General features: G+C 62.7%; 17 protein-coding genes. 5 read left to right on the top strand and 12 right to left on the bottom strand.

Annotation, left to right across the window (positions count from 1 at the left end):
* Positions 1–165: 165 nt before the first annotated feature.
* From ybaK to EK416_RS12530, 4 genes are all read right to left on the bottom strand, one after another.
* A complete protein-coding gene (gene ybaK / locus EK416_RS12545; protein WP_127077983.1) occupies positions 166–639 on the bottom strand; it encodes a Cys-tRNA(Pro) deacylase in 474 nt (157 codons plus the stop codon).
* A 77-nt stretch (positions 640–716) separates the two neighbouring features.
* Positions 717–1,010: a YciI family protein gene (locus EK416_RS12540; protein WP_127077981.1), complete on the bottom strand. Its 294-nt coding sequence runs from the start codon at positions 1,008–1,010 to the stop codon at positions 717–719.
* A gap of 179 nt (positions 1,011–1,189) precedes the next feature.
* Positions 1,190–1,951 (bottom strand): glucose 1-dehydrogenase, encoded by a 762-nt coding sequence (locus EK416_RS12535; RefSeq protein WP_127077979.1) that lies wholly within the window; start codon positions 1,949–1,951, stop codon positions 1,190–1,192.
* A 73-nt stretch (positions 1,952–2,024) separates the two neighbouring features.
* The gene (locus EK416_RS12530; protein WP_127077977.1) at positions 2,025–3,206 is read right to left on the bottom strand and encodes an MFS transporter; all 1,182 of its coding nucleotides are present in this window, start codon (positions 3,204–3,206) and stop codon (positions 2,025–2,027) included.
* Between EK416_RS12530 and EK416_RS12525 the strand changes: the two genes are divergently transcribed.
* Complete coding sequence (locus EK416_RS12525; protein ID WP_245434045.1) at positions 3,198–4,235, top strand: LysR substrate-binding domain-containing protein; 1,038 nt, start codon at positions 3,198–3,200, stop codon at positions 4,233–4,235. The genes EK416_RS12530 and EK416_RS12525 overlap by 9 nt on opposite strands.
* Positions 4,236–4,443: 208 nt before the next feature.
* Here the strand turns inward: EK416_RS12525 and guaA are convergent, their stop codons facing one another.
* The 4 genes from guaA to guaB form a co-directional block, all read right to left on the bottom strand.
* A complete protein-coding gene (gene guaA / locus EK416_RS12520) occupies positions 4,444–6,021 on the bottom strand; it encodes a glutamine-hydrolyzing GMP synthase (protein WP_127077973.1) in 1,578 nt (525 codons plus the stop codon).
* Positions 6,022–6,289: 268 nt separating this feature from the next.
* Positions 6,290–6,502: a hypothetical protein gene (locus tag EK416_RS12515; RefSeq protein ID WP_245434044.1), complete on the bottom strand. Its 213-nt coding sequence runs from the start codon at positions 6,500–6,502 to the stop codon at positions 6,290–6,292.
* 248 nt (positions 6,503–6,750) lie between these two features.
* Entirely contained in the window at positions 6,751–8,049 is a 1,299-nt protein-coding gene (locus tag EK416_RS12510) for an RsmB/NOP family class I SAM-dependent RNA methyltransferase (RefSeq protein ID WP_127077971.1), read from the bottom strand.
* Between the two features lie 431 nt (positions 8,050–8,480).
* Positions 8,481–9,977, bottom strand: a complete 1,497-nt coding sequence (gene guaB, locus EK416_RS12505; RefSeq protein ID WP_127077969.1) for an IMP dehydrogenase — start codon at positions 9,975–9,977, stop codon at positions 8,481–8,483.
* A 276-nt stretch (positions 9,978–10,253) separates the two neighbouring features.
* Here guaB and EK416_RS12500 point away from each other — a divergent pair, with 276 nt between their 5' ends.
* From EK416_RS12500 to bluB, 3 genes are all read left to right on the top strand, one after another.
* Positions 10,254–10,670: a protein tyrosine phosphatase family protein gene (locus EK416_RS12500; RefSeq protein ID WP_127077967.1), complete on the top strand. Its 417-nt coding sequence runs from the start codon at positions 10,254–10,256 to the stop codon at positions 10,668–10,670.
* Positions 10,671–10,817: 147 nt separating this feature from the next.
* Complete coding sequence (locus EK416_RS12495; protein ID WP_245434043.1) at positions 10,818–11,318, top strand: protein tyrosine phosphatase family protein; 501 nt, start codon at positions 10,818–10,820, stop codon at positions 11,316–11,318.
* Positions 11,319–11,326: 8 nt separating this feature from the next.
* On the top strand, positions 11,327–11,977 hold the full coding sequence (gene bluB / locus EK416_RS12490; RefSeq protein ID WP_245434042.1) for a 5,6-dimethylbenzimidazole synthase: 651 nt from the start codon (positions 11,327–11,329) through the stop codon (positions 11,975–11,977).
* 24 nt (positions 11,978–12,001) lie between these two features.
* Here the strand turns inward: bluB and EK416_RS12485 are convergent, their stop codons facing one another.
* The 3 genes from EK416_RS12485 to EK416_RS12475 all read right to left on the bottom strand — a co-directional run bounded on the left by EK416_RS12485 (position 12,002) and on the right by EK416_RS12475 (position 14,957).
* Positions 12,002–12,838, bottom strand: coding sequence for a class I SAM-dependent methyltransferase (locus EK416_RS12485; RefSeq protein ID WP_127077962.1), 837 nt, complete (start codon positions 12,836–12,838; stop codon positions 12,002–12,004).
* 99 nt (positions 12,839–12,937) lie between these two features.
* The gene (locus EK416_RS12480) at positions 12,938–13,258 is read right to left on the bottom strand and encodes a hypothetical protein (RefSeq protein ID WP_127077960.1); all 321 of its coding nucleotides are present in this window, start codon (positions 13,256–13,258) and stop codon (positions 12,938–12,940) included.
* 130 nt (positions 13,259–13,388) lie between these two features.
* Complete coding sequence (locus tag EK416_RS12475) at positions 13,389–14,957, bottom strand: S10 family peptidase (RefSeq protein WP_127077958.1); 1,569 nt, start codon at positions 14,955–14,957, stop codon at positions 13,389–13,391.
* Positions 14,958–15,032: 75 nt separating this feature from the next.
* On the opposite strand from EK416_RS12475, the gene EK416_RS12470 reads away from it, so the two are divergent.
* Positions 15,033–15,278 (top strand): cysteine rich repeat-containing protein, encoded by a 246-nt coding sequence (locus EK416_RS12470; protein ID WP_127077956.1) that lies wholly within the window; start codon positions 15,033–15,035, stop codon positions 15,276–15,278.
* Between the two features lie 64 nt (positions 15,279–15,342).
* Here EK416_RS12470 and EK416_RS12465 read toward each other — a convergent pair whose 3' ends face one another.
* Entirely contained in the window at positions 15,343–16,746 is a 1,404-nt protein-coding gene (locus EK416_RS12465) for a hypothetical protein (protein WP_127077954.1), read from the bottom strand.
* Positions 16,747–16,808 lie beyond the last annotated feature (62 nt).

Genomic DNA, 16,808 nt, shown 5'->3' with positions numbered 1-16,808 from the left:
CGTGCCCCTTCTTGAACACGTGCTGGCGGCTTGCAGTTCCGTCTAGGCTAAATTCGAAAGCCTAACTTATCATCACCTCCTTTGGTGGAATGCGGAGCGACGGCCGTCGGCGCCTGAGCCGGCCGCACCGTGACATGGGTCGCGATGGACATCTGCCATTTGGCCTCAAGCCACGAGCGCCGCGACGATTGCATTCAGCGCCCTGGCTGCGTCGCGCGGGGCAAGCCGCACCTGCAATCCGCGCTGGCCGCCGTTGATGAAGACAAGATCGTGCGTCATCGCCTGTTCTTCGATGGCGGCGGGAAGCTTCTTCATCTGACCGAACGGACTGATGCCGCCGATCTTGTAGCCAGAAATTCGTTCCGCATCCGCCGGCTTCATCATGTGCGCAGACTTCCCGCCGAACGCCGCCGCAAGCTTCTTCATCGACACCTCGCGGTCCGACGGGACGATAACGAGAACCGGCTTGTCGTCGACGAGCGCCATCAGCGTCTTGAGCACGCGTCCGGGCGCTTCGCCGAGAGCCTCCGCCGCCTGCATGCCGATCCGGTCGGCGTCGGGATCGTAGTCGTAAATGTGCACCGTGAAGGCGATCCCGGCCTTCTCAAGCATCTTCGTCGCGCGCGTGGATTTCGACATCGCAGCCCCTCTCGTAACCGCCACCGGCGAGCGACCCGCTCAAGCCTGTTTTGCGGTAGCGGCTTCGCCGTTGCGCGTCAAAGGATAGCTTTGAACGCCTCCGCGGCCATGCTTGCCTGGAACGGGATGATTTCCACCGTGGCGAGGCCGAGGCGCTGGAACGGATCTTCGTTCAACCGCGCTTCAACCTCTTCGAGACTATCTCCCTTGGCGAGGATGACGCCGCCGGTGCGCGGTACGCGCCGCCCCGACGCTAGAAACGCCCCGTCCTCATAGCCTTTTCGTAACCATGCGACATGCGCCTGCATCTGCGCGTCGATTTCCTCGACCGGCCGGACATAGGTCAGGATCGCTACATAGATTGTGGTCATTGCAGATGTCCTACTTCATGGCCAGAGCGTCAATTCTGGTCATTTCTATGCGATTGCAAACACGCATTCTACCGAGGTATGGCGATGTTTTCTCCACATTCAAAGCGCTTGGTGTCCGCGACAGGGTGTTTTTTGATCCCCTCACGCGGGTGGTGTCTTCCGCCACCACGACACCTCGCTTATTTGCCGCCGGTAACGTCCAGGAATGTGCCGGTGATGAAAGAGGCTTCCTCGCTCGCCAGCCACAGTATCGCTCGAGCGACTTCTTCCGGCTGCCCGCCTCTTCCCATGGGGATTGTGTCCTTGACCCGATCCACCCGTCCCGGCTCTCCGCCGCTGGCGTGCATCTCGGTATAGATGTGGCCGGGGCGAATACAGCAGACGCGTATTCCCTCCCGGGCCACTTCCTTGGAAAAGCCAGTCGTGAATGTTTCAAGAGCGCCCTTTGAGGCGGCGTAATCGACATATTCGTTTGGACTACCGAGCCGCGCCGATGCCGACGAGATATTGATCACGACGCCGCCTCGCCCGTTGTTGCGCGTGGACATTCGCCTGGCCGCCTGCTGGGCGCAGAGCATCGGGCCGATCGCGTTGACCGCGAATATGCGTTGCATGCGCGCGAAGCTGAGGTTCTCCAGCCGGGATTGCTGCGCAATGATCCCGGCGTTGTTCACCAGCACATCGATTCGGCCAAACTCCCGGTCGATCGTCGAAAATAGCTGGGCAATCTGATCAGGATCGGCACTGTCCGCCCGCACGGCCAAAGCCCGCTGGCCGGTAGCCTCAATATCGGCTGCAACCGCACGTGCTGCGGCTTCATTGGAGACGAAAGTGATGACGACATCATAGCCTTTGGCAGCGGCAAGCCGCGCTGTCGCAGCACCCACGCCACGGCTTCCTCCGGTTATCAACATCAGGGGCGTCCGCGAAACCGTATTCATTTCTTGGCCTTTCTCAGGGAATTGGACGAGACCGGTCAGGAGCAGGCCGGCCGGCTGTCGGGTTTCAGGTCGGTTATGCGACCGTTGTGGCCTTGGCTGTGGGGCGTTTCAGGTGAGGGCCTAACGCCAGGACAAGCGGAATGATCAGAATGGCGGTTGCCGCCGCGGCGAGCAGCCCGACCGTCCGACTGCTGTAATCGGCGATTGCGCCATAAAGGATCGGCGCGAGACCGCCAGAGCCGATAACGCTCGTGTAAAAGATCGCAAAAGCCCGACCTGTATCGCCGTCCGACAGTTCAGGCACGGTGCCGTAGAGCACCGACGATGTGCCATTGAGCACAACTCCGAGCAGAGGCAGCAGGATGAGCGTCAGGGGCAGCGGCGTGAACAGCGTCGCTACGATCAGCGAGGCTGTTGTCGCCTCAGCCATCATCACGGTCCTGACAACGCCAAGCCGTTCGCCAAGGCCGCCGAAAACCGCTTTTCCGAACGCCCCGCCAATAAAAAGCAGGGCGAGTGCGACACCGACGGTTGGCAAGCCGCCCCCCTGTCCCTGCACGAGAAAGGGAAGAAACAGCAGATACCCCATGCGGGTGGCGGTATCGAAGCCGCCGATCACCGTCAGAATATGAAAGCCGCCGCGTTGACGGCTGATCGTTGCCTGTCTCTTGCTTTCCGTGGCGGCGGAAACGGGAGGCACCACTCGAACCAGAGTGAAGATCAAACCGATTCCGAGCATTGCCATCAGGCCAAGCACAGGTCGCCAGGCCATAACCGTCAGCAATACCGCGACAAGCGCTGGCAGCACGGCCTTTCCGAGATCGCCCGCGAAATTGTAGATGCCGAGAGGACGTCGCGCAGCGCCCCCATAGCTGTCGGAGACAAGCAGGGAGGCGCGCGGATGCTGGATGCTCGATCCAATGCCGGCCACGACGAGTCCGACACAGAGCCCCGCCAGCCCCAATGGCAGAGCCATGATCATCAGGCCGGTTGCCGCGATAGCTGTCGAAAGGATCAGCGCGGCGCGCGGCGACCAGCTGCGAAGAAGCCGATCGGCAGGGAGCTGGAGGCCGCCCATGGTCGCATAATAGAGGGCGCGTATAACGGCAAGCGCTGCGTAGGAAAGCCCGAACTGAGCTTGCCATACCGGCATGAAAGCATAGAGGGCGTCCGTGTAACCATCATGCAGGGCGTGGGTTAGACTGGCGCCAACAAGGCTGCGCCTTTGATTGGTCCATCGACTGCTATGGCTCATCTCTCACTGCTCTGCTCGGAATACCGACGGTCTTGCCATGCCTGGCGATCTTTCATCAAAGAGTATACGTGTGAGATTTTATCGACTAGCATGCATTTGCTCACGTATATCGTTCATTTTTCTCACGGATACAGGATGCGCCGCCTTCCCCCTTTGAATGCCCTGCGCATATTCGAGGTCGCCGCCCGGACCGGCAGCTATGCCGAGGCAGGGGTGGAACTTGGCCTCACCCATGGCGCGGTGAGCCGACAGCTCGCCGCGTTGGAAGGCTGGCTGGGTCAGAAGCTGTTCGTGCGGGATGGTCGGCGCATGGTCGCAACGCCAGCGGCGAAAATCTTCGCTGCTGAGGTCGGCCTTTCCTTCGACCGTCTGGCAGTCGCAGCGGAAGCCTGCGGGCGCCCGAACGCGCGCCGCATCCTGCGGGTGAGCGCTCCGACCAGCCTGGCGATGCGCTGGCTCATCCCCCGGCTTGGTCGCTACCACACCGTTCACCCGCACGTTGAAGTCGTCGTTACGACCGTGTCCTGCGTACAGGAAGAATTGCGCGGCGGCGTGGATCTCTCGATCCGGCGTGGTGTCGCGCGGGATGATGTCTGGCCCCAGCATCATGTCGTTCCGGTGCTGGATGACGTGGATACGTTGATCATGAGCCCTGCGTTGTTCGCTGAGCGCCCGATCCTCAAGCCCGCGGATATCGAGGGGCACAAGCTGCTTGCCAGCGAAACCCGTCCCGGCGATTGGCTGAATTGGCTTGAAGTCGCAGAACTCCAGCATCTGGCCGGGCTGCCCCGTCAGACATTCGATCATTTCTTCGTTGCGCGTCAGGCGGTGGAAGACGGGCTTGGCATCGGGATCGGCCCGCTTCCCATGCTGAATATCGACATTGCCAGCGGAAGACTCATGACGCCTTTGCCGGACATCCGGGTTCCGAGGACCGGCTATGTCGCGGTTATCCCCCGTCAGGCTCATCCCCGGAATCTGGTTCACGGGTTCGTTGATTGGCTCGTCGCAGAAGCACGCGGCACGTAAAAGGCCGTCTCAAGGTAGTAATGCCGAAAAAAGACGTCACAAGCTCTCTTAAGCCGCGACGGATATGCAATTGCCGATGCGACAACCGTCTACCTCGAGGCAGGTCCCCCCGCGATAGACGGCGATAGGTGGCGGCATAATTATTATTTGATTACAGTACTTATGTGAGGATATTGCGTGCTATCGGCGGCGTTCTGATAGCCCCGAATCATTCCCACTCGATTGTCCCCGGCGGCTTCGACGTCACGTCGTACACGACGCGGTTGACGCCTTTCACCTCGTTGATGATGCGCGTCGCCGTGCGGCCCAGAAAGCCCATGTCGAAGGGAAAGAAGTCGGCGGTCATGCCATCGACCGAGGTGACGGCGCGCAGCGCGAGCACGCGGTCGTAGGTTCGCCCGTCGCCCATGACGCCCACTGTCTGCACCGGCAGAAGCACCGAAAACGCCTGCCAGATATGGTCGTAGAGCCCGGCCTTGCGGATCTCGTCGAGATAGATCGCATCCGCCTTCCTCAGGATATCGAGCTTTTCCCGCGTGACGCCGCCCGGCAGGCGGATGGCGAGACCGGGCCCCGGGAACGGATGGCGGCCGATGAAGCTCTCCGGTAGGCCGAGTTCGCGGCCGAGCGCGCGCACTTCGTCCTTGAAGAGTTCGCGCAGGGGCTCCACCAGCTTCATGTTCATGCGCTCGGGCAGCCCACCGACATTGTGATGGCTCTTGATCGTCACCGACGGACCGCCGGAGAAGCTGACGCTCTCGATCACGTCCGGGTAGAGCGTGCCTTGTGCAAGGAAGGTCGGCGCGCCGCAGCCGTCGGCGGCGATCTTCCTGGCCTCTGCCTCGAACACCTCGATGAACAGGCGCCCGATGGTCTTGCGCTTCTTTTCGGGATCGGCCTCGCCTTCGAGCTGGCCGATGAAGAGGTCGGACGCATCCACATGAACCAGCGGAATATTGTAATGGCCGCGAAACATGCCGACGACCTGCTCACTCTCGCCGAGGCGCATGAGGCCGTGGTCGACGTAGATGCAGGTCAGCTGGTCGCCGATGGCCTCATGGATGAGCACGGCCGCCACCGAAGAGTCGACGCCGCCCGAAAGACCGCTGATCACCCGCTCCTTGCCGACCTGCTCGCGGATCTTGCGGATCATCTCGGCGCGGTAGGCGGACATGGTCCAGTCCGATTTCAGGCCGACGATCTTGTGCACGAAGTTGGAGAGGAGCTTCGCGCCGTCCGGTGTGTGCACCACCTCCGGATGGAACATGGTCGTGTAATAGCGCCTGGATTCGTCGACGAGGATCGCGAAGGGTGCGTTCTCGGATACGCCGATCACCTCGAAGCCCTCGGGCGCGCGGGTGACGCGATCGCCGTGGCTCATCCACACCGGATAGCGCTGACCGACCTCCCAGATGCCGTCGAAAAGCGGCGACGGTTTCAGGATCTCGACATCGGCGCGGCCGAACTCGGCGGCATGGCCCCCCTCGACATCACCGCCGAGTTGAAGGGCCAGCGTCTGCTGGCCGTAACAGATGGCGAGGATCGGAACGCCGCTATCGAATACGGCCTGCGGCGCGCGGGGGCTTCCCTCGCGCGTTACCGAGTCGGGGCCGCCTGAAAAGATCACGCCCTTTGGCTTCAACGTCTCGAAGGCGGCAGCCGCCGACTGATAGGGATGGATTTCGCAGTAGACACCGGCTTCGCGCACGCGCCTGGCGATCAGCTGCGTGACCTGGCTGCCGAAATCGACAATGAGAACGGCATCCGTAGCGGGAAGACCGGTCAAGAGAAGCTCCACTTCTGTCCAGAAAATCGAATGGGTCCGCGCAAGCGCGAACCCACCCCTAACATAGCCTTGTTTTTGCGCGCGTAAAGCATTCCGGCCGCAAACCCGCCGCGAGGCTTAAAGCGCCTGCCTTTTAGTGCGTGCCACGGAGGAGCAGCGGCTTTACGTCCATAACGCGCTCTGAAAATCGAGGTTGTAGAGCGGCTTAAGAATTTGAAATCGGCGACGCCCGCGCACACAGGGTGAGACCGATTTCAGATCCGCCGCTCTAAATCGCCGGACAGCTCGGCACGACGGCGGTCGCGTCCGTCTTCTTGATGTTCGCGCAGGCGAAATCGCGGAGCGGATCGGGGAGATTGCCGTTGATCTCCGCCCAGTAGGGCAACTCGCCCTTCGTGGTGTAGGAGGCGACGAGCCAATAGCCGGCGACGGCGATGATGGCAAAGAGAACCAATGAAACGATGGCCTTGAGGAAACCCATGGTGGAACTCGCTTGTCCTGAGTGTGAACGGTTGTCGAACCGGGGCGCGGTGCTCTTCGGACGAAGGGGCATCGCGCGGCAGTTGCATCCCGCGCATGCTGCGGTCGTCGATACGGCTTGCCGTTGCGGCCCATGCGTGAGGATCGATAGATCCGTATTATGACTGTTCGTTAGCGGATCGGCGGCGAGCTAGGACACCGTCCCGGGGCAAATTTTAGGCAATTTTGTGCCTTTTCGCGAGAACGCTTTTATGCCGCGCGTCTGGTCAACAGCGCGATGAAGAAACCGTCCGTTTCATGACGGGCAGGCGTGAGAAGAAGCCCATGCCCGTCGCCCGCATAGGCCGTCTCGATCGTATGGCCGAGAACCTCCTTCGCGCGGCGGGCGACATCGACGGCCACGAAACCCGGCGCGCGAGCGAGAAAAGCCTCGATCTGAAGCTGGTTCTCTTCCGGCAGAACCGAACAGGTGACGTAGGCGAGCACGCCGCCCGGCTTCACGAGGGTGGCCGCGATGTCGAGAAGCGCCGATTGCGTCGCGACACGCTCCTCAAGCTGCTGGGGCGAAAGCCTCCACTTCGCGTCCGGCTTGCGACGCCAGACGCCCGTGCCGGTGCAGGGCGCATCGACCAGCACGAGATCCATATGCCCCGCCAGCGCATCGAGCGCCGCCGTCTCGCCCGGTTGCAGCGTTTGCACGTTGCGCGCGCCTGCCCGTTTCAGCCGCTCGAAGATGGGGCGAAAGCGCGTCGCGTCCGCGTCATAGGCATATATCTGGCCTGTGTTCTGCATGTGCGCCGCGAGCGCCAGCGTCTTGCCGCCGGAGCCCGCGCAGATATCGGCAACCTGCATGCGGGGTTCCGCGTTGGCGATGAGTGCCGCGATCTGGCTGCCTTCGTCCTGAACCTCGAACCAGCCCTTGCCGTGCGCCGGGTCGGCTTCGACATTCGGATTGCGCGCGCCGCCCTCGCGCGGGGGAAGCCGCACGCCGATGGGAGACCACGGCGTTTCAACGGCATGATGGCGGTCGAACGCCTTCAGGACCTTGTCGCGCGTGGCCTTCAGCGTGTTGACCCTGAGATCCACCGGAGCGCGGTTCGCGAGCGCCAGCCCCTCGGTCGCAGCGCGCGCGCCAAAGGCCGCGGCGAAAGACGCGGTGAGCCACTCGGGATAATCGCCCTGCACGTGAGCAGGTGCCGCGGAAAGATCGTCCCTTTCAAGCCCGGCAATTTCGGCAGGCGTCAGCGTCTCCGGCGCATGCACGTCGCCTGAGCACAGGGCGGCGATGTCATCCGTCGTAAGCCCCCAGGAGCGCCGCAGCGCCGCCAGCGCCACCGCGCGCGGCTCGTCGCTCTCCATGAGGTAGCCAAGCGATCCCTTGCGCCGGAGGCTGTCGTAAACGAGGTTGCCGATCCAGGCGCGATCCCCCGATCCGGCGAAGCGGTGCGCGCGCCCCCAGTCTGCCAGCGCGACCGACGCCGGTCTGCCTCGGTCCCTGATCTCGGACAGGATTTCGATTGCTGCTTGAAGTCGCGCACCGGGCTGCATGCTGTCCCTTGGTCAAAAGTGTTCGTCGGCTCGCGGAGATTTGCCGATAAGCAAATGGAAAACAAGGAAAAGCCGGAGTTGTGGGGAAAACTTTCGATCAACTGAGGACTATGAATGCGCGCTGGCAGTGAGGGAAAGGTGAAGTGGAACCTCGGGTTGCTGACGCCCGACAACGGCATCGACAGTCAATTGAAAACGCGATCCCGCCATGACTTTGAATGTGAGCAAAATTTTCCAGAAGCCGTGCGGCCGAGACGCCTCGATAACGCCCCGCCGCCGCAAATCGCGCGATGCTGGACAAAAGCCGGGCAGGGCGATCCTGCCTTGCCGGTCGTGCTCGAACAGCATCGTGCCGCAAGTCGGACACGGCACGACGCTATATGTTTCAGATGTCGATCATCTCTGCCCCAAATCGGATTTGATGCAGCTGATCAATGGGCGCCGATCGGATAGTTCGGCGATTCACGCGTGATGGTCACGTCATGTGTGTGGCTCTCGCGCAGGCCCGCGTTGGTGATCGGAATGAACTCCGCCTTCTCGTGAAGATCCTTGATCGTTCGCGTGCCGGTGTAGCCCATCGCCGCGCGGAGCCCGCCGACGAGCTGATGCAGCACGCTCGCGACCGGGCCCTTGTAGGGCACCTGGCCCTCGATGCCCTCGGGCACGAGTTTCAGCGTGTCGCTCACTTCGGCCTGGAAATAACGGTCGGCGGAGCCGCGCGCCATCGCGCCGAGCGACCCCATGCCGCGATACGCCTTGTAGGAGCGGCCCTGATAGAGATAGACCTCGCCGGGGCTCTCGTCCGTGCCCGCGAGCAGCGAGCCGATCATCACCGACGACGCACCCGAAGCAAGCGCCTTCGCGATATCGCCGGAATATTTGATGCCGCCGTCTGCGATGACCGGAATGCCGTGCTTGTCGGCCGCTTCGGCGGCTTCCATCAGCGCGGTGAGCTGCGGCACGCCGACGCCTGCCACGATGCGCGTGGTGCAAATGGAGCCCGGCCCGATGCCGATCTTCACCGCATCCGCGCCCGCGTCGATCAGCGCCTTCGTGCCCTCCGCCGTTGCGACGTTGCCCGCGATGATCTGCACCGAATTGGTCTGCTTCTTGATTCGGGCGACCGCGTCGAGCACGCGCTGCGAATGGCCGTGCGCCGTGTCTATCACAAGCACGTCGACGCCCGCGTCGATGAGCATTTCGCTCCGCGCGAAGCCGTCCTCGCCGACGGACGACGCCGCGGCCACGCGAAGGCGGCCTTGTTCGTCCTTGCTGGCGTAGGGGTGCCTCTCGGCTTTTTCGATGTCCTTCACGGTGATGAGGCCGATGCAGCGGTACTTGTCGTCCACCACGATGAGCTTTTCGATACGGTGTTTGTGAAGCAGAAGCTTCGCCTCGTCGCGCGGGATGCCGTCCTTCACCGTGATGAGATGTTCCTTCGTCATCAGCTCATGGATGGGCTGCAAGGGGTTGCTCGCGAAGCGCACATCGCGGTTGGTGAGGATGCCGACGAGCTTGCCTTGCGGGGCGCCATTGCCGTTCGCGAGACCTTCCACCACCGGGATACCGGAGATGCCATGCGCCTTCATCAGTTCAAGCGCGTCCTTCAGCGTGGCGGTCGGCTCGATGGTGACAGGGTTCACCACCATGCCGCTCTCGAACTTCTTCACCTGGCGGACATGCTGCGCCTGCTCTTCCGGCTTGAGATTACGATGGATGACGCCGATACCGCCCGCCTGCGCCATCGCGATGGCAAGCGGCCCTTCGGTCACGGTGTCCATCGCGGACGAGATGATCGGGATGTTGAGCCGAATCGTGGGCGTGAGAAACGTTGTGACGTTCGTCTCGGAAGGCAGTACTTCGGAGTGTCCGGGCCTCAATAGCACGTCGTCGAAGGTAAGCCCCGTCTTCTGCCGGATAATGGCCATCTATGAATCCTTGCGCGCCGGGGATCGGAGGAGTCCGGCGCTGCCGTTTTGCGTGAAATTTCCAGCGGTTTAGCATTCCCGCGTCGATCTGTAAAATGGAGCGGCGCCCGCCGTTTCCCAAGGCCGATTGCAACGCCGCCATTAGCGGGCATCGCTCAATGCTAGCGATCACGCAGATTCGCCTTTGTCATGCCTCAAAAGAGTTGAGATTGGCAAAGACAGGGCATATGTTTTCCTTTCGAGCGCTGAACGGCTCTAGGGAAGGAAAATTATTGCATGGAACTGCACAGGCTAACGGATGATCTCGACGTCGCAGGACAGATCGAGGTGTCGGATATTCCAGAACTCGCCTCAAAAGGGATAAAGACGATTATTTGCAACCGGCCGGACAACGAGACGCCCGGACAGCCGGCTTTCAGCGAGATCGAGAAGATTGCCGAGGCCAACGGCATCAAGACGATCTATCACCCGATCCGCGCCGCCAATGCGATCAGCGACGCCGACGCGGAGATCTTCGAGAAGGAAATGGCCGAGGCGGAAAAGCCCGTGCTCGCCTTCTGCCGCTCCGGCACGCGCAGCACCTTCATTTGGTCGCTCTCGCAAGCCGGCAAAATTCCCGCCCAGCAGATTGCGCTGACGGCCATGCGTGCGGGATACGACATCAGCCCGGTCTATCCGCGTCTCGAAAAGTAGATCTGGCAGTGACGCATAGACGGGGCTTCGGCCCCGATCTGCGTCCCATGGCCGCCTCGCGCACTGTGGTTACCTCTTCGAAGCGCGCTATATTAAAGCAGACCGCGCATTGAAAAGGGGAGTCACGCCGTGATCTGTGAGGCCTGTTTGGGGATCTATCTGCTTGCGACCGCAACTCAGCCCGACCTCGCGCGGCCGTCCGACGTTCATTTCGTGGCGGACAACAGGGCCGCCGCCTCCGCCAGACTCACGGAATCGCTCTCCGTCGCGCCGCAAATCCGCGTCGAAGACATTCCGGCCTACGCCGCGCAAGGCATCAAGACCATCATTGCGAACCGACCCGACGGCGAAGCCCCCGGCCAACCGACCTTCGCGGAGATAAAGAAGGCCGCAGAGGCGAACGGCATCACGGCGATTTACCTTCCCATCGAAAGCGCCAGCGCTATCTCGGAAGCCGATGCGGCGGCCTTCGGCAAAGCGCTCGATGAAAGCAAGGGCAAGACGCTGGCTTTCTGTCGGTCGGGCACGCGCAGCACGCTGCTTTGGTCTCTCTCCCAAGCGGGTAAACGCTCCGCTCTCAACATCGCGCAAACAGCGGCGCAAGCTGGCTACGACGTCAGCCCGATCCTCCCGCGTCTCGCGAAGTGAGCGCCGCCATGATGCAAGACACGGAGGTGCCGGTGTTCGACGAGACCTTTCGTACGAAGCTTGAGGATCTTATCATATGGCGACGCGACGTGCGACGCTTCCGCACCGACCCGCTGCCCGAGGGCGCCATCGAACGCCTGTTGCGCCTCGCCTGCCTCGCGCCCTCCGTCGGGCTCAGCGAGCCGTGGCGCTTCGTGCTTGTGGAAAGCGCCGAAAAGCGCAGGCTGATCGCCGCCAATTTCGAGGACGCGAATGCTGAGGCGCTGTCGTCCTATACCGGCGACCGCGCGTCGCTCTACGCCTCGCTGAAGCTGGAAGGCATTCGCGAGGCCCCGGTGCAACTCGCCGCCTTCGCGGAGCCGGACCCAGAGAAGGGCCGCACCGTGGGCCGTCGGACCATGCCGGAAACCGTCGCCTATTCGGTCGTGAGCGCGATGCACACGCTGTGGCTTGCCGCGCGCGCGGAGGGCATCGGCATGGGTTGGGTGTCGATCCTCGATCCCGTTCGCGCGGCGCGCGACCTAGATGTGCCGCCGCACTGGCAGTTTATCGGTTATTTCTGCATCGGCTACCCGCTGGAAGAGGCGCGCACGCCGGAACTTGAACGCGTGAACTGGGAGCGGCGAAGCGATCCGGCGACGCTCGTGATCAGGCGCTGAGATCCGCTCGCGCACAATTCCCGCTCATTTCTCGAGGGTGAAAACGCAATAGCGCATCGCGCCGGTCCGGTAGGCGGAGAGGATGAGAAACAGCGTCGCCGCGAATGCCTTGTTATGCGCGCCGCCGCCGAACAGGAACGCCCGATAGCGGCTGTCGCTCGCAAGCTTGGCGAGACTGCGCCGGATGCAGATCGCCCAGGTTCGTCTCACCTGCCCGCTGATGTCGTCCACGCGAGCGACGCGAAAGCCCGCGCTCTCGGCCAGCGCGCGATAATCTTCCTCCGTGCCCATGCCGGGCAGCCGCCCATAGCGGCAGATGCGTTCGAGAAGGAGGCTGTCGACACTCCCGAGCGAACCGCTTTTCGCCAGCCACGCGCAGACCGCGAGCCGCCCGTCGCGGCGAAGCACGCGATGCGCCTCGGCAAAAAAGCGCGCCTTGTCAGCGATGTGCTCCGAGCTTTCGATGGCATAGGCGCGGTCGAAGCTCTCGTCCGCGAAGCCGTTTTCCAGCCAGTCACACAGCGCGATCGAGACGCCGGGTGAGTTTCGCGCCGCCGCCATTCGAAACTGGCTTTCGGAAATGGTCACGCCGTCGAGCGCCACGCCGTATCGCGAAGCGAACAGCCGGGCCGTTTCGCCATAGCCGCAGCCGATGTCGCAAACCCGCATCCCGCGGGTGAGGCCAAGCCTCTCCGCGACGAGGGCGCTTAGTGCCTCGGCGGCTTCCGCGCTCGTCTCGCGACCGGTGCGCCAATAGCCGTGATGGACGTGATCGCCCCAGATTTCGCGATAAAATCCGTCGAGTTCGTTGTAGTGCAGCGCCACGGCGGCGCTCGTCTGATCGGCATTCGGAAAGATCATGAAGACCTCGCGGCGGCTGGCTGATTGTGCTGCCAACGCCCAGGCGCGCGCCGCGTTTCATCGCGCGCGATCAAAAGACCGCGCGCGTCACTTTCCCGGCTATTTGGCGGCCTTCTTCGCGGGCTTCGCATCGGCTGCCGGGGTGGCCGCCGGAGGATCCTCGGTCGACACGGCGGGCGCCGCCGCTTCTTCCTGATACCCGGCCATGGGCGTTGCGTTACAGCCGACATTCGCATCGGCCCAGCAGCCGCGCGACGCGAGAAGTCCGAACCCAGCTGCCGCACCGTGGCCCGCGCCGGATGCGCCCGAAATGCTGCTGCGGTTGACAGCGCCGCCATAAAAACTGCCGGACGCCTGAGCGTTCACTTCCGTCGCGCCCGCCACAGCCAAAACGACGCTTGTCAGCACAATTCTTTTCATGCCCCACCTCCCTTATATTCGGCATAATTTAAAGGGAGAAAATGCGGGATTCTATCGAATCGTATGAAAATAGCCTGCATCGCGTAATTTTCGGTCGTCATTGTGATGTTTTTGGCACCAGAACGCGCCCCTATCTTTGCGAAGTCTCATACATCCGCCGCACATCGCGAGTGAGCGCCTCACGCGAGGCGCCGCGGAAATACATCATATGGCCGCCGCGATAGACGTGCAGCTCCACCGGGGCCGCGCCTTCGATGGGCCGAAGCTGCCCGATCAGGTATCTGGACAGCGCGTATGGTGTAACGAGATCCGTGTAACCGTGGGCGATGAAAACCTTGAGCGCGGGGTTCTGCGTGCGCGCCCGCTCGATGAGTTCGACGCCGCTCGCCTCGTGAGCCCGCTTCCTGTCCCCCGACCAGCGGCGATTGGCCGTTTCGTTCAACAGGCGATAATCGAGGTCGGTGCGAAATCCGAGATCCTGCGCGATGTAGGTCGCGGCCGCCGGTGCCAGCACGCTCGAAGCGCCGTCGAGGATCACGTCGAACCTGTCGTTTTTCGCGGGCATCGGAAGCGGAGCGCTGACGGTGGCATCGTAGCGGCTCAGCCTCCGGTTTGTCGCGCGCTCATATTCGTCGAAGAAGACGTCGTCGGGCGCGCGGCTCTGGTTGCGGGCGACAATCTCCGGGGAAAGCCCCGTCAGTTGCGAAACCCTAGCCGTTATGGCCTCGCTTGGCACTCTCCCGCGCGCGACATGCACGAGATAATCGGTCGCTGCGAAGGCTTCGGCCTCGCGCGCGATGTTCTCCACAGTCGTCTTCGTGCCGTCCTTCAACTCGGCGGCCGCGACCGCGAGGGAAGGGAGGTCGAAAGCCAGCGGCAGAACGTTGAACCGATTGCCGCGCAGAAGCGGGAAGTCGAGCGCGGGCGAGATCAGCACCGCGCCTTGCACGTCAAGGCCGGCATCGAGCAGCTTTTCGGCGAGGATCGCGGCGCGAAGGCCACCATAGCTTTCACCTGCGAGATAGACCGGCGCGAGGCTGCGTCCGTTGCGCGAGAGCCAGCCCCTTATGAACGTGGCTACGGAGTTCGCATCTTTCTCGTCGCCCCAGAACGCGGCCTCCTTGTCATCGCCGCCGCCAGTGGCGCGGCTGTAGCCCGTACCGACGGGATCGATGAAGACGAGATCGGTGAAGGCGAGCCATGTGGCGGGATTGTCGACGAAGCGGACGGGCCGGAGCGGCGCTGCCCCGTTCTCCGCGAACGGAACGATGCGGGGCCCGAGCGCCGCGATATGCAGGAAGGCCGATGCCGCGCCGGGGCCCCCGTTGAAGACAAAGGTCGTCGGGCGTGCGGGGGCGTTGGCCGCCTGATAGGCGACGTAGAACATCTTTGCCGCCACATCACCTTGCGGGCCGAGAAGCGGCAGCGTGCCAGCCGTAGCCTTGTAGGCGAAGGGCTTCCCGTCGAGCGTGACCGTGTGCTGCGTGACGCTGTCGGCGGGCAGATGCTGTGCGAAGCCGCCTCCGGCTTGCGACGGCGCCGGTGATGCCTCGCGCTTGTTATCGGTAGCCCCGCCGTGAGGGGGGTGACCTGGAGGCAGATCCTGCGCGGCAGCAGCGTGACTGAAAAGCCCGGTCAATGCCAAAGCGCCGATCAAGGCCTTGAGATAGCTTGTTACGCTTCTATTGCGAACCGACACGCGAAAGCCCCCTTGGCGTCACACCGTCTCCTAAGATGGCGCTTAGCCAAGGCATTTCAATTCGAGGGAGAAATCATGCCAAAACTCAGGATTTGCGCGGTAATGATGGCGCTTGCGGTTCTCGGTTCCGGCCAAGCCGTCGCGCAAGCCGACCTCAAGGCGGTCTGCAAGGCGGATTATTCGAAATTCTGTTCGGACGTGACGCCGGGTGGCGGTCGCATCATCGCCTGCCTGAAAAGCCATGAAAAAGAGTTGCAGCCCGCTTGCGCCGCCGGACTCAAGGAACGGGACGCAAGAAAAGAAGGCGAACAACGGCGCTGAAGCGCGGCCGTTCGGGACAAATCTTCAGAAGTTTCGTCCGATGGCGAAGCCTATTGCGAGCCGATCAAAGCCAGCCACACTTGCCGTGGCTCCATGACGTCGCACACAGAGCGGCGTTCGACAGGAATTGTCCCACGGGAGCGTGCGTCAGCGAGAGAAGCGCGCCCGTCCCCGTGATGACCGCGACCGTCGCCGCCGCCGCGACGAGATACCAGAGCCGCGCAAGGATCAGCGTGATCTTCACCGGGCCCTGTTCTTGTTCCGTGAGACCTACTTCGGGGTGATCCGAAATGCTCTGCGCCGCCGTCCGCGCGCCGGGCGTGAAGCGCGCCAGCACGCCGGTCAACCCGATGATGAGATGCACGGCAGCCGGAACGAGCGGCGTCATCAGCATGCCGGTCACAAACAAACCTTCCGACCACGGCGCATAGAGCGCCTTGTTCATCAGCGCTTCCCAGTTGAAGCGGGGAAGATCGGCGGAGGTGAGCGCAAGGTTCAGCACTTCGAGCGTGTTCGGCAGCAGCAGCGCCAGAACGATCATGAGCAGCACGCCCGACAGGAACGTGCCGGCGACGACGCCGATCACGGCGAAGCGGCCTTTCAGGTTCGGTTCGGCGGTTTCCTCCTTGCGGATGAGAGAGCGCGTCACAGCCCACGAGAGCCAGTCCACCGAAGCGTTCGTGATGGGAAGCAGAATAAAGAAGAGAAACAGGAGAAACGTGAATTCGCTCGCGAAGGCCAGTGCCGCGCCAGCGAGAACCGCGACCGTGATCGAGAATAGCACGGCGCCAGCCAGCGCGAACGCCATCGTAAGAGCGAAGGCCAGCGCAAAGCCGCCCGCCATCGCACCCAGCACCGAGGTCGCGTTGTTCTGATGCCCGGAAAAGGCGGACGCCACCGCGAAAGCGATGGAAAACGCGATCATGAAGGCGAAACCGCCGAGCACGAGGCGGGATATGGTTTGCGCCAGCGCTTTGTCGCCGCCGAATGTGGTCCAGGCGTGCTCAATGAGGCGCACGAGGTTGCGGAATGCGACGAGGATGACCGACGCGATCACCGCGAAAGCCGCGGCGAAGACAAGCACCTGAAGCCACGAGATCTTTTCGATCGCGATCCCGTTGGTAATGAGCGTGAGGGTTAGAAGCGAGATCGGGAAAATGAAGGCGATGGCGAGGCAACGTTCAAAGGCCTGCCCGCTGAAAGGGGCACCGAACCACTCGTCGAGCCATTCTCCCAGCCGCCGCACTGTCACGAGCCAGGCGTTGAAAGGCGACGCGGCGCCGAGGCGGTCCTTGAGCGCTATCCGGTCGGGATAGCTCGCGAGCTGGCTCGACAGCGCCCGGTCGGGAAACGGCAGGAGCCACGCAAGCACCGTTGCGAGCAGCGCGATGAGCGCGGCCATCACGGAGATCACGCCCCATCCTTGCCAAACTGCCAGAGAAACGCCTGCTTCTGCCGCCGAATGCATGCGTCCGTCCCCTCTGTTGCCCCGCATTTGGGTTAGCAACCTGAACGGCCTCGCGCAAGCAA

The sequence above is a fragment of the Rhodomicrobium lacus genome (assembly GCF_003992725.1).
GTDB classification, from domain to species: domain Bacteria; phylum Pseudomonadota; class Alphaproteobacteria; order Rhizobiales; family Rhodomicrobiaceae; genus Rhodomicrobium; species Rhodomicrobium lacus.
This window is presented reverse-complemented; position numbering and strand designations above follow the sequence as displayed.

Excerpts from the sequence above, each read along its gene's own strand:
- ybaK (WP_127077983.1), bottom strand. The coding sequence starts at position 639 with ATGTCGAAATCCACGCGCGCGACGAAGATGCTTGAGAAGGCCGGGATC.
- EK416_RS12540 (WP_127077981.1), bottom strand. The coding sequence starts at position 1,010 with ATGACCACAATCTATGTAGCGATCCTGACCTATGTCCGGCCGGTCGAG.
- EK416_RS12535 (WP_127077979.1), bottom strand. The coding sequence starts at position 1,951 with ATGAATACGGTTTCGCGGACGCCCCTGATGTTGATAACCGGAGGAAGC.
- EK416_RS12525 (WP_245434045.1), top strand. The coding sequence starts at position 3,198 with ATGGCTCATCTCTCACTGCTCTGCTCGGAATACCGACGGTCTTGCCAT.
- EK416_RS12530 (WP_127077977.1), bottom strand. The coding sequence starts at position 3,206 with ATGAGCCATAGCAGTCGATGGACCAATCAAAGGCGCAGCCTTGTTGGC.
- EK416_RS12515 (WP_245434044.1), bottom strand. The coding sequence starts at position 6,502 with ATGGGTTTCCTCAAGGCCATCGTTTCATTGGTTCTCTTTGCCATCATC.
- EK416_RS12510 (WP_127077971.1), bottom strand. The coding sequence starts at position 8,049 with ATGCAGCCCGGTGCGCGACTTCAAGCAGCAATCGAAATCCTGTCCGAG.
- guaB (WP_127077969.1), bottom strand. The coding sequence starts at position 9,977 with ATGGCCATTATCCGGCAGAAGACGGGGCTTACCTTCGACGACGTGCTA.
- EK416_RS12500 (WP_127077967.1), top strand. The coding sequence starts at position 10,254 with ATGGAACTGCACAGGCTAACGGATGATCTCGACGTCGCAGGACAGATC.
- bluB (WP_245434042.1), top strand. The coding sequence starts at position 11,327 with ATGATGCAAGACACGGAGGTGCCGGTGTTCGACGAGACCTTTCGTACG.
- EK416_RS12485 (WP_127077962.1), bottom strand. The coding sequence starts at position 12,838 with ATGATCTTTCCGAATGCCGATCAGACGAGCGCCGCCGTGGCGCTGCAC.
- EK416_RS12480 (WP_127077960.1), bottom strand. The coding sequence starts at position 13,258 with ATGAAAAGAATTGTGCTGACAAGCGTCGTTTTGGCTGTGGCGGGCGCG.
- EK416_RS12470 (WP_127077956.1), top strand. The coding sequence starts at position 15,033 with ATGCCAAAACTCAGGATTTGCGCGGTAATGATGGCGCTTGCGGTTCTC.
- EK416_RS12465 (WP_127077954.1), bottom strand. The coding sequence starts at position 16,746 with ATGCATTCGGCGGCAGAAGCAGGCGTTTCTCTGGCAGTTTGGCAAGGA.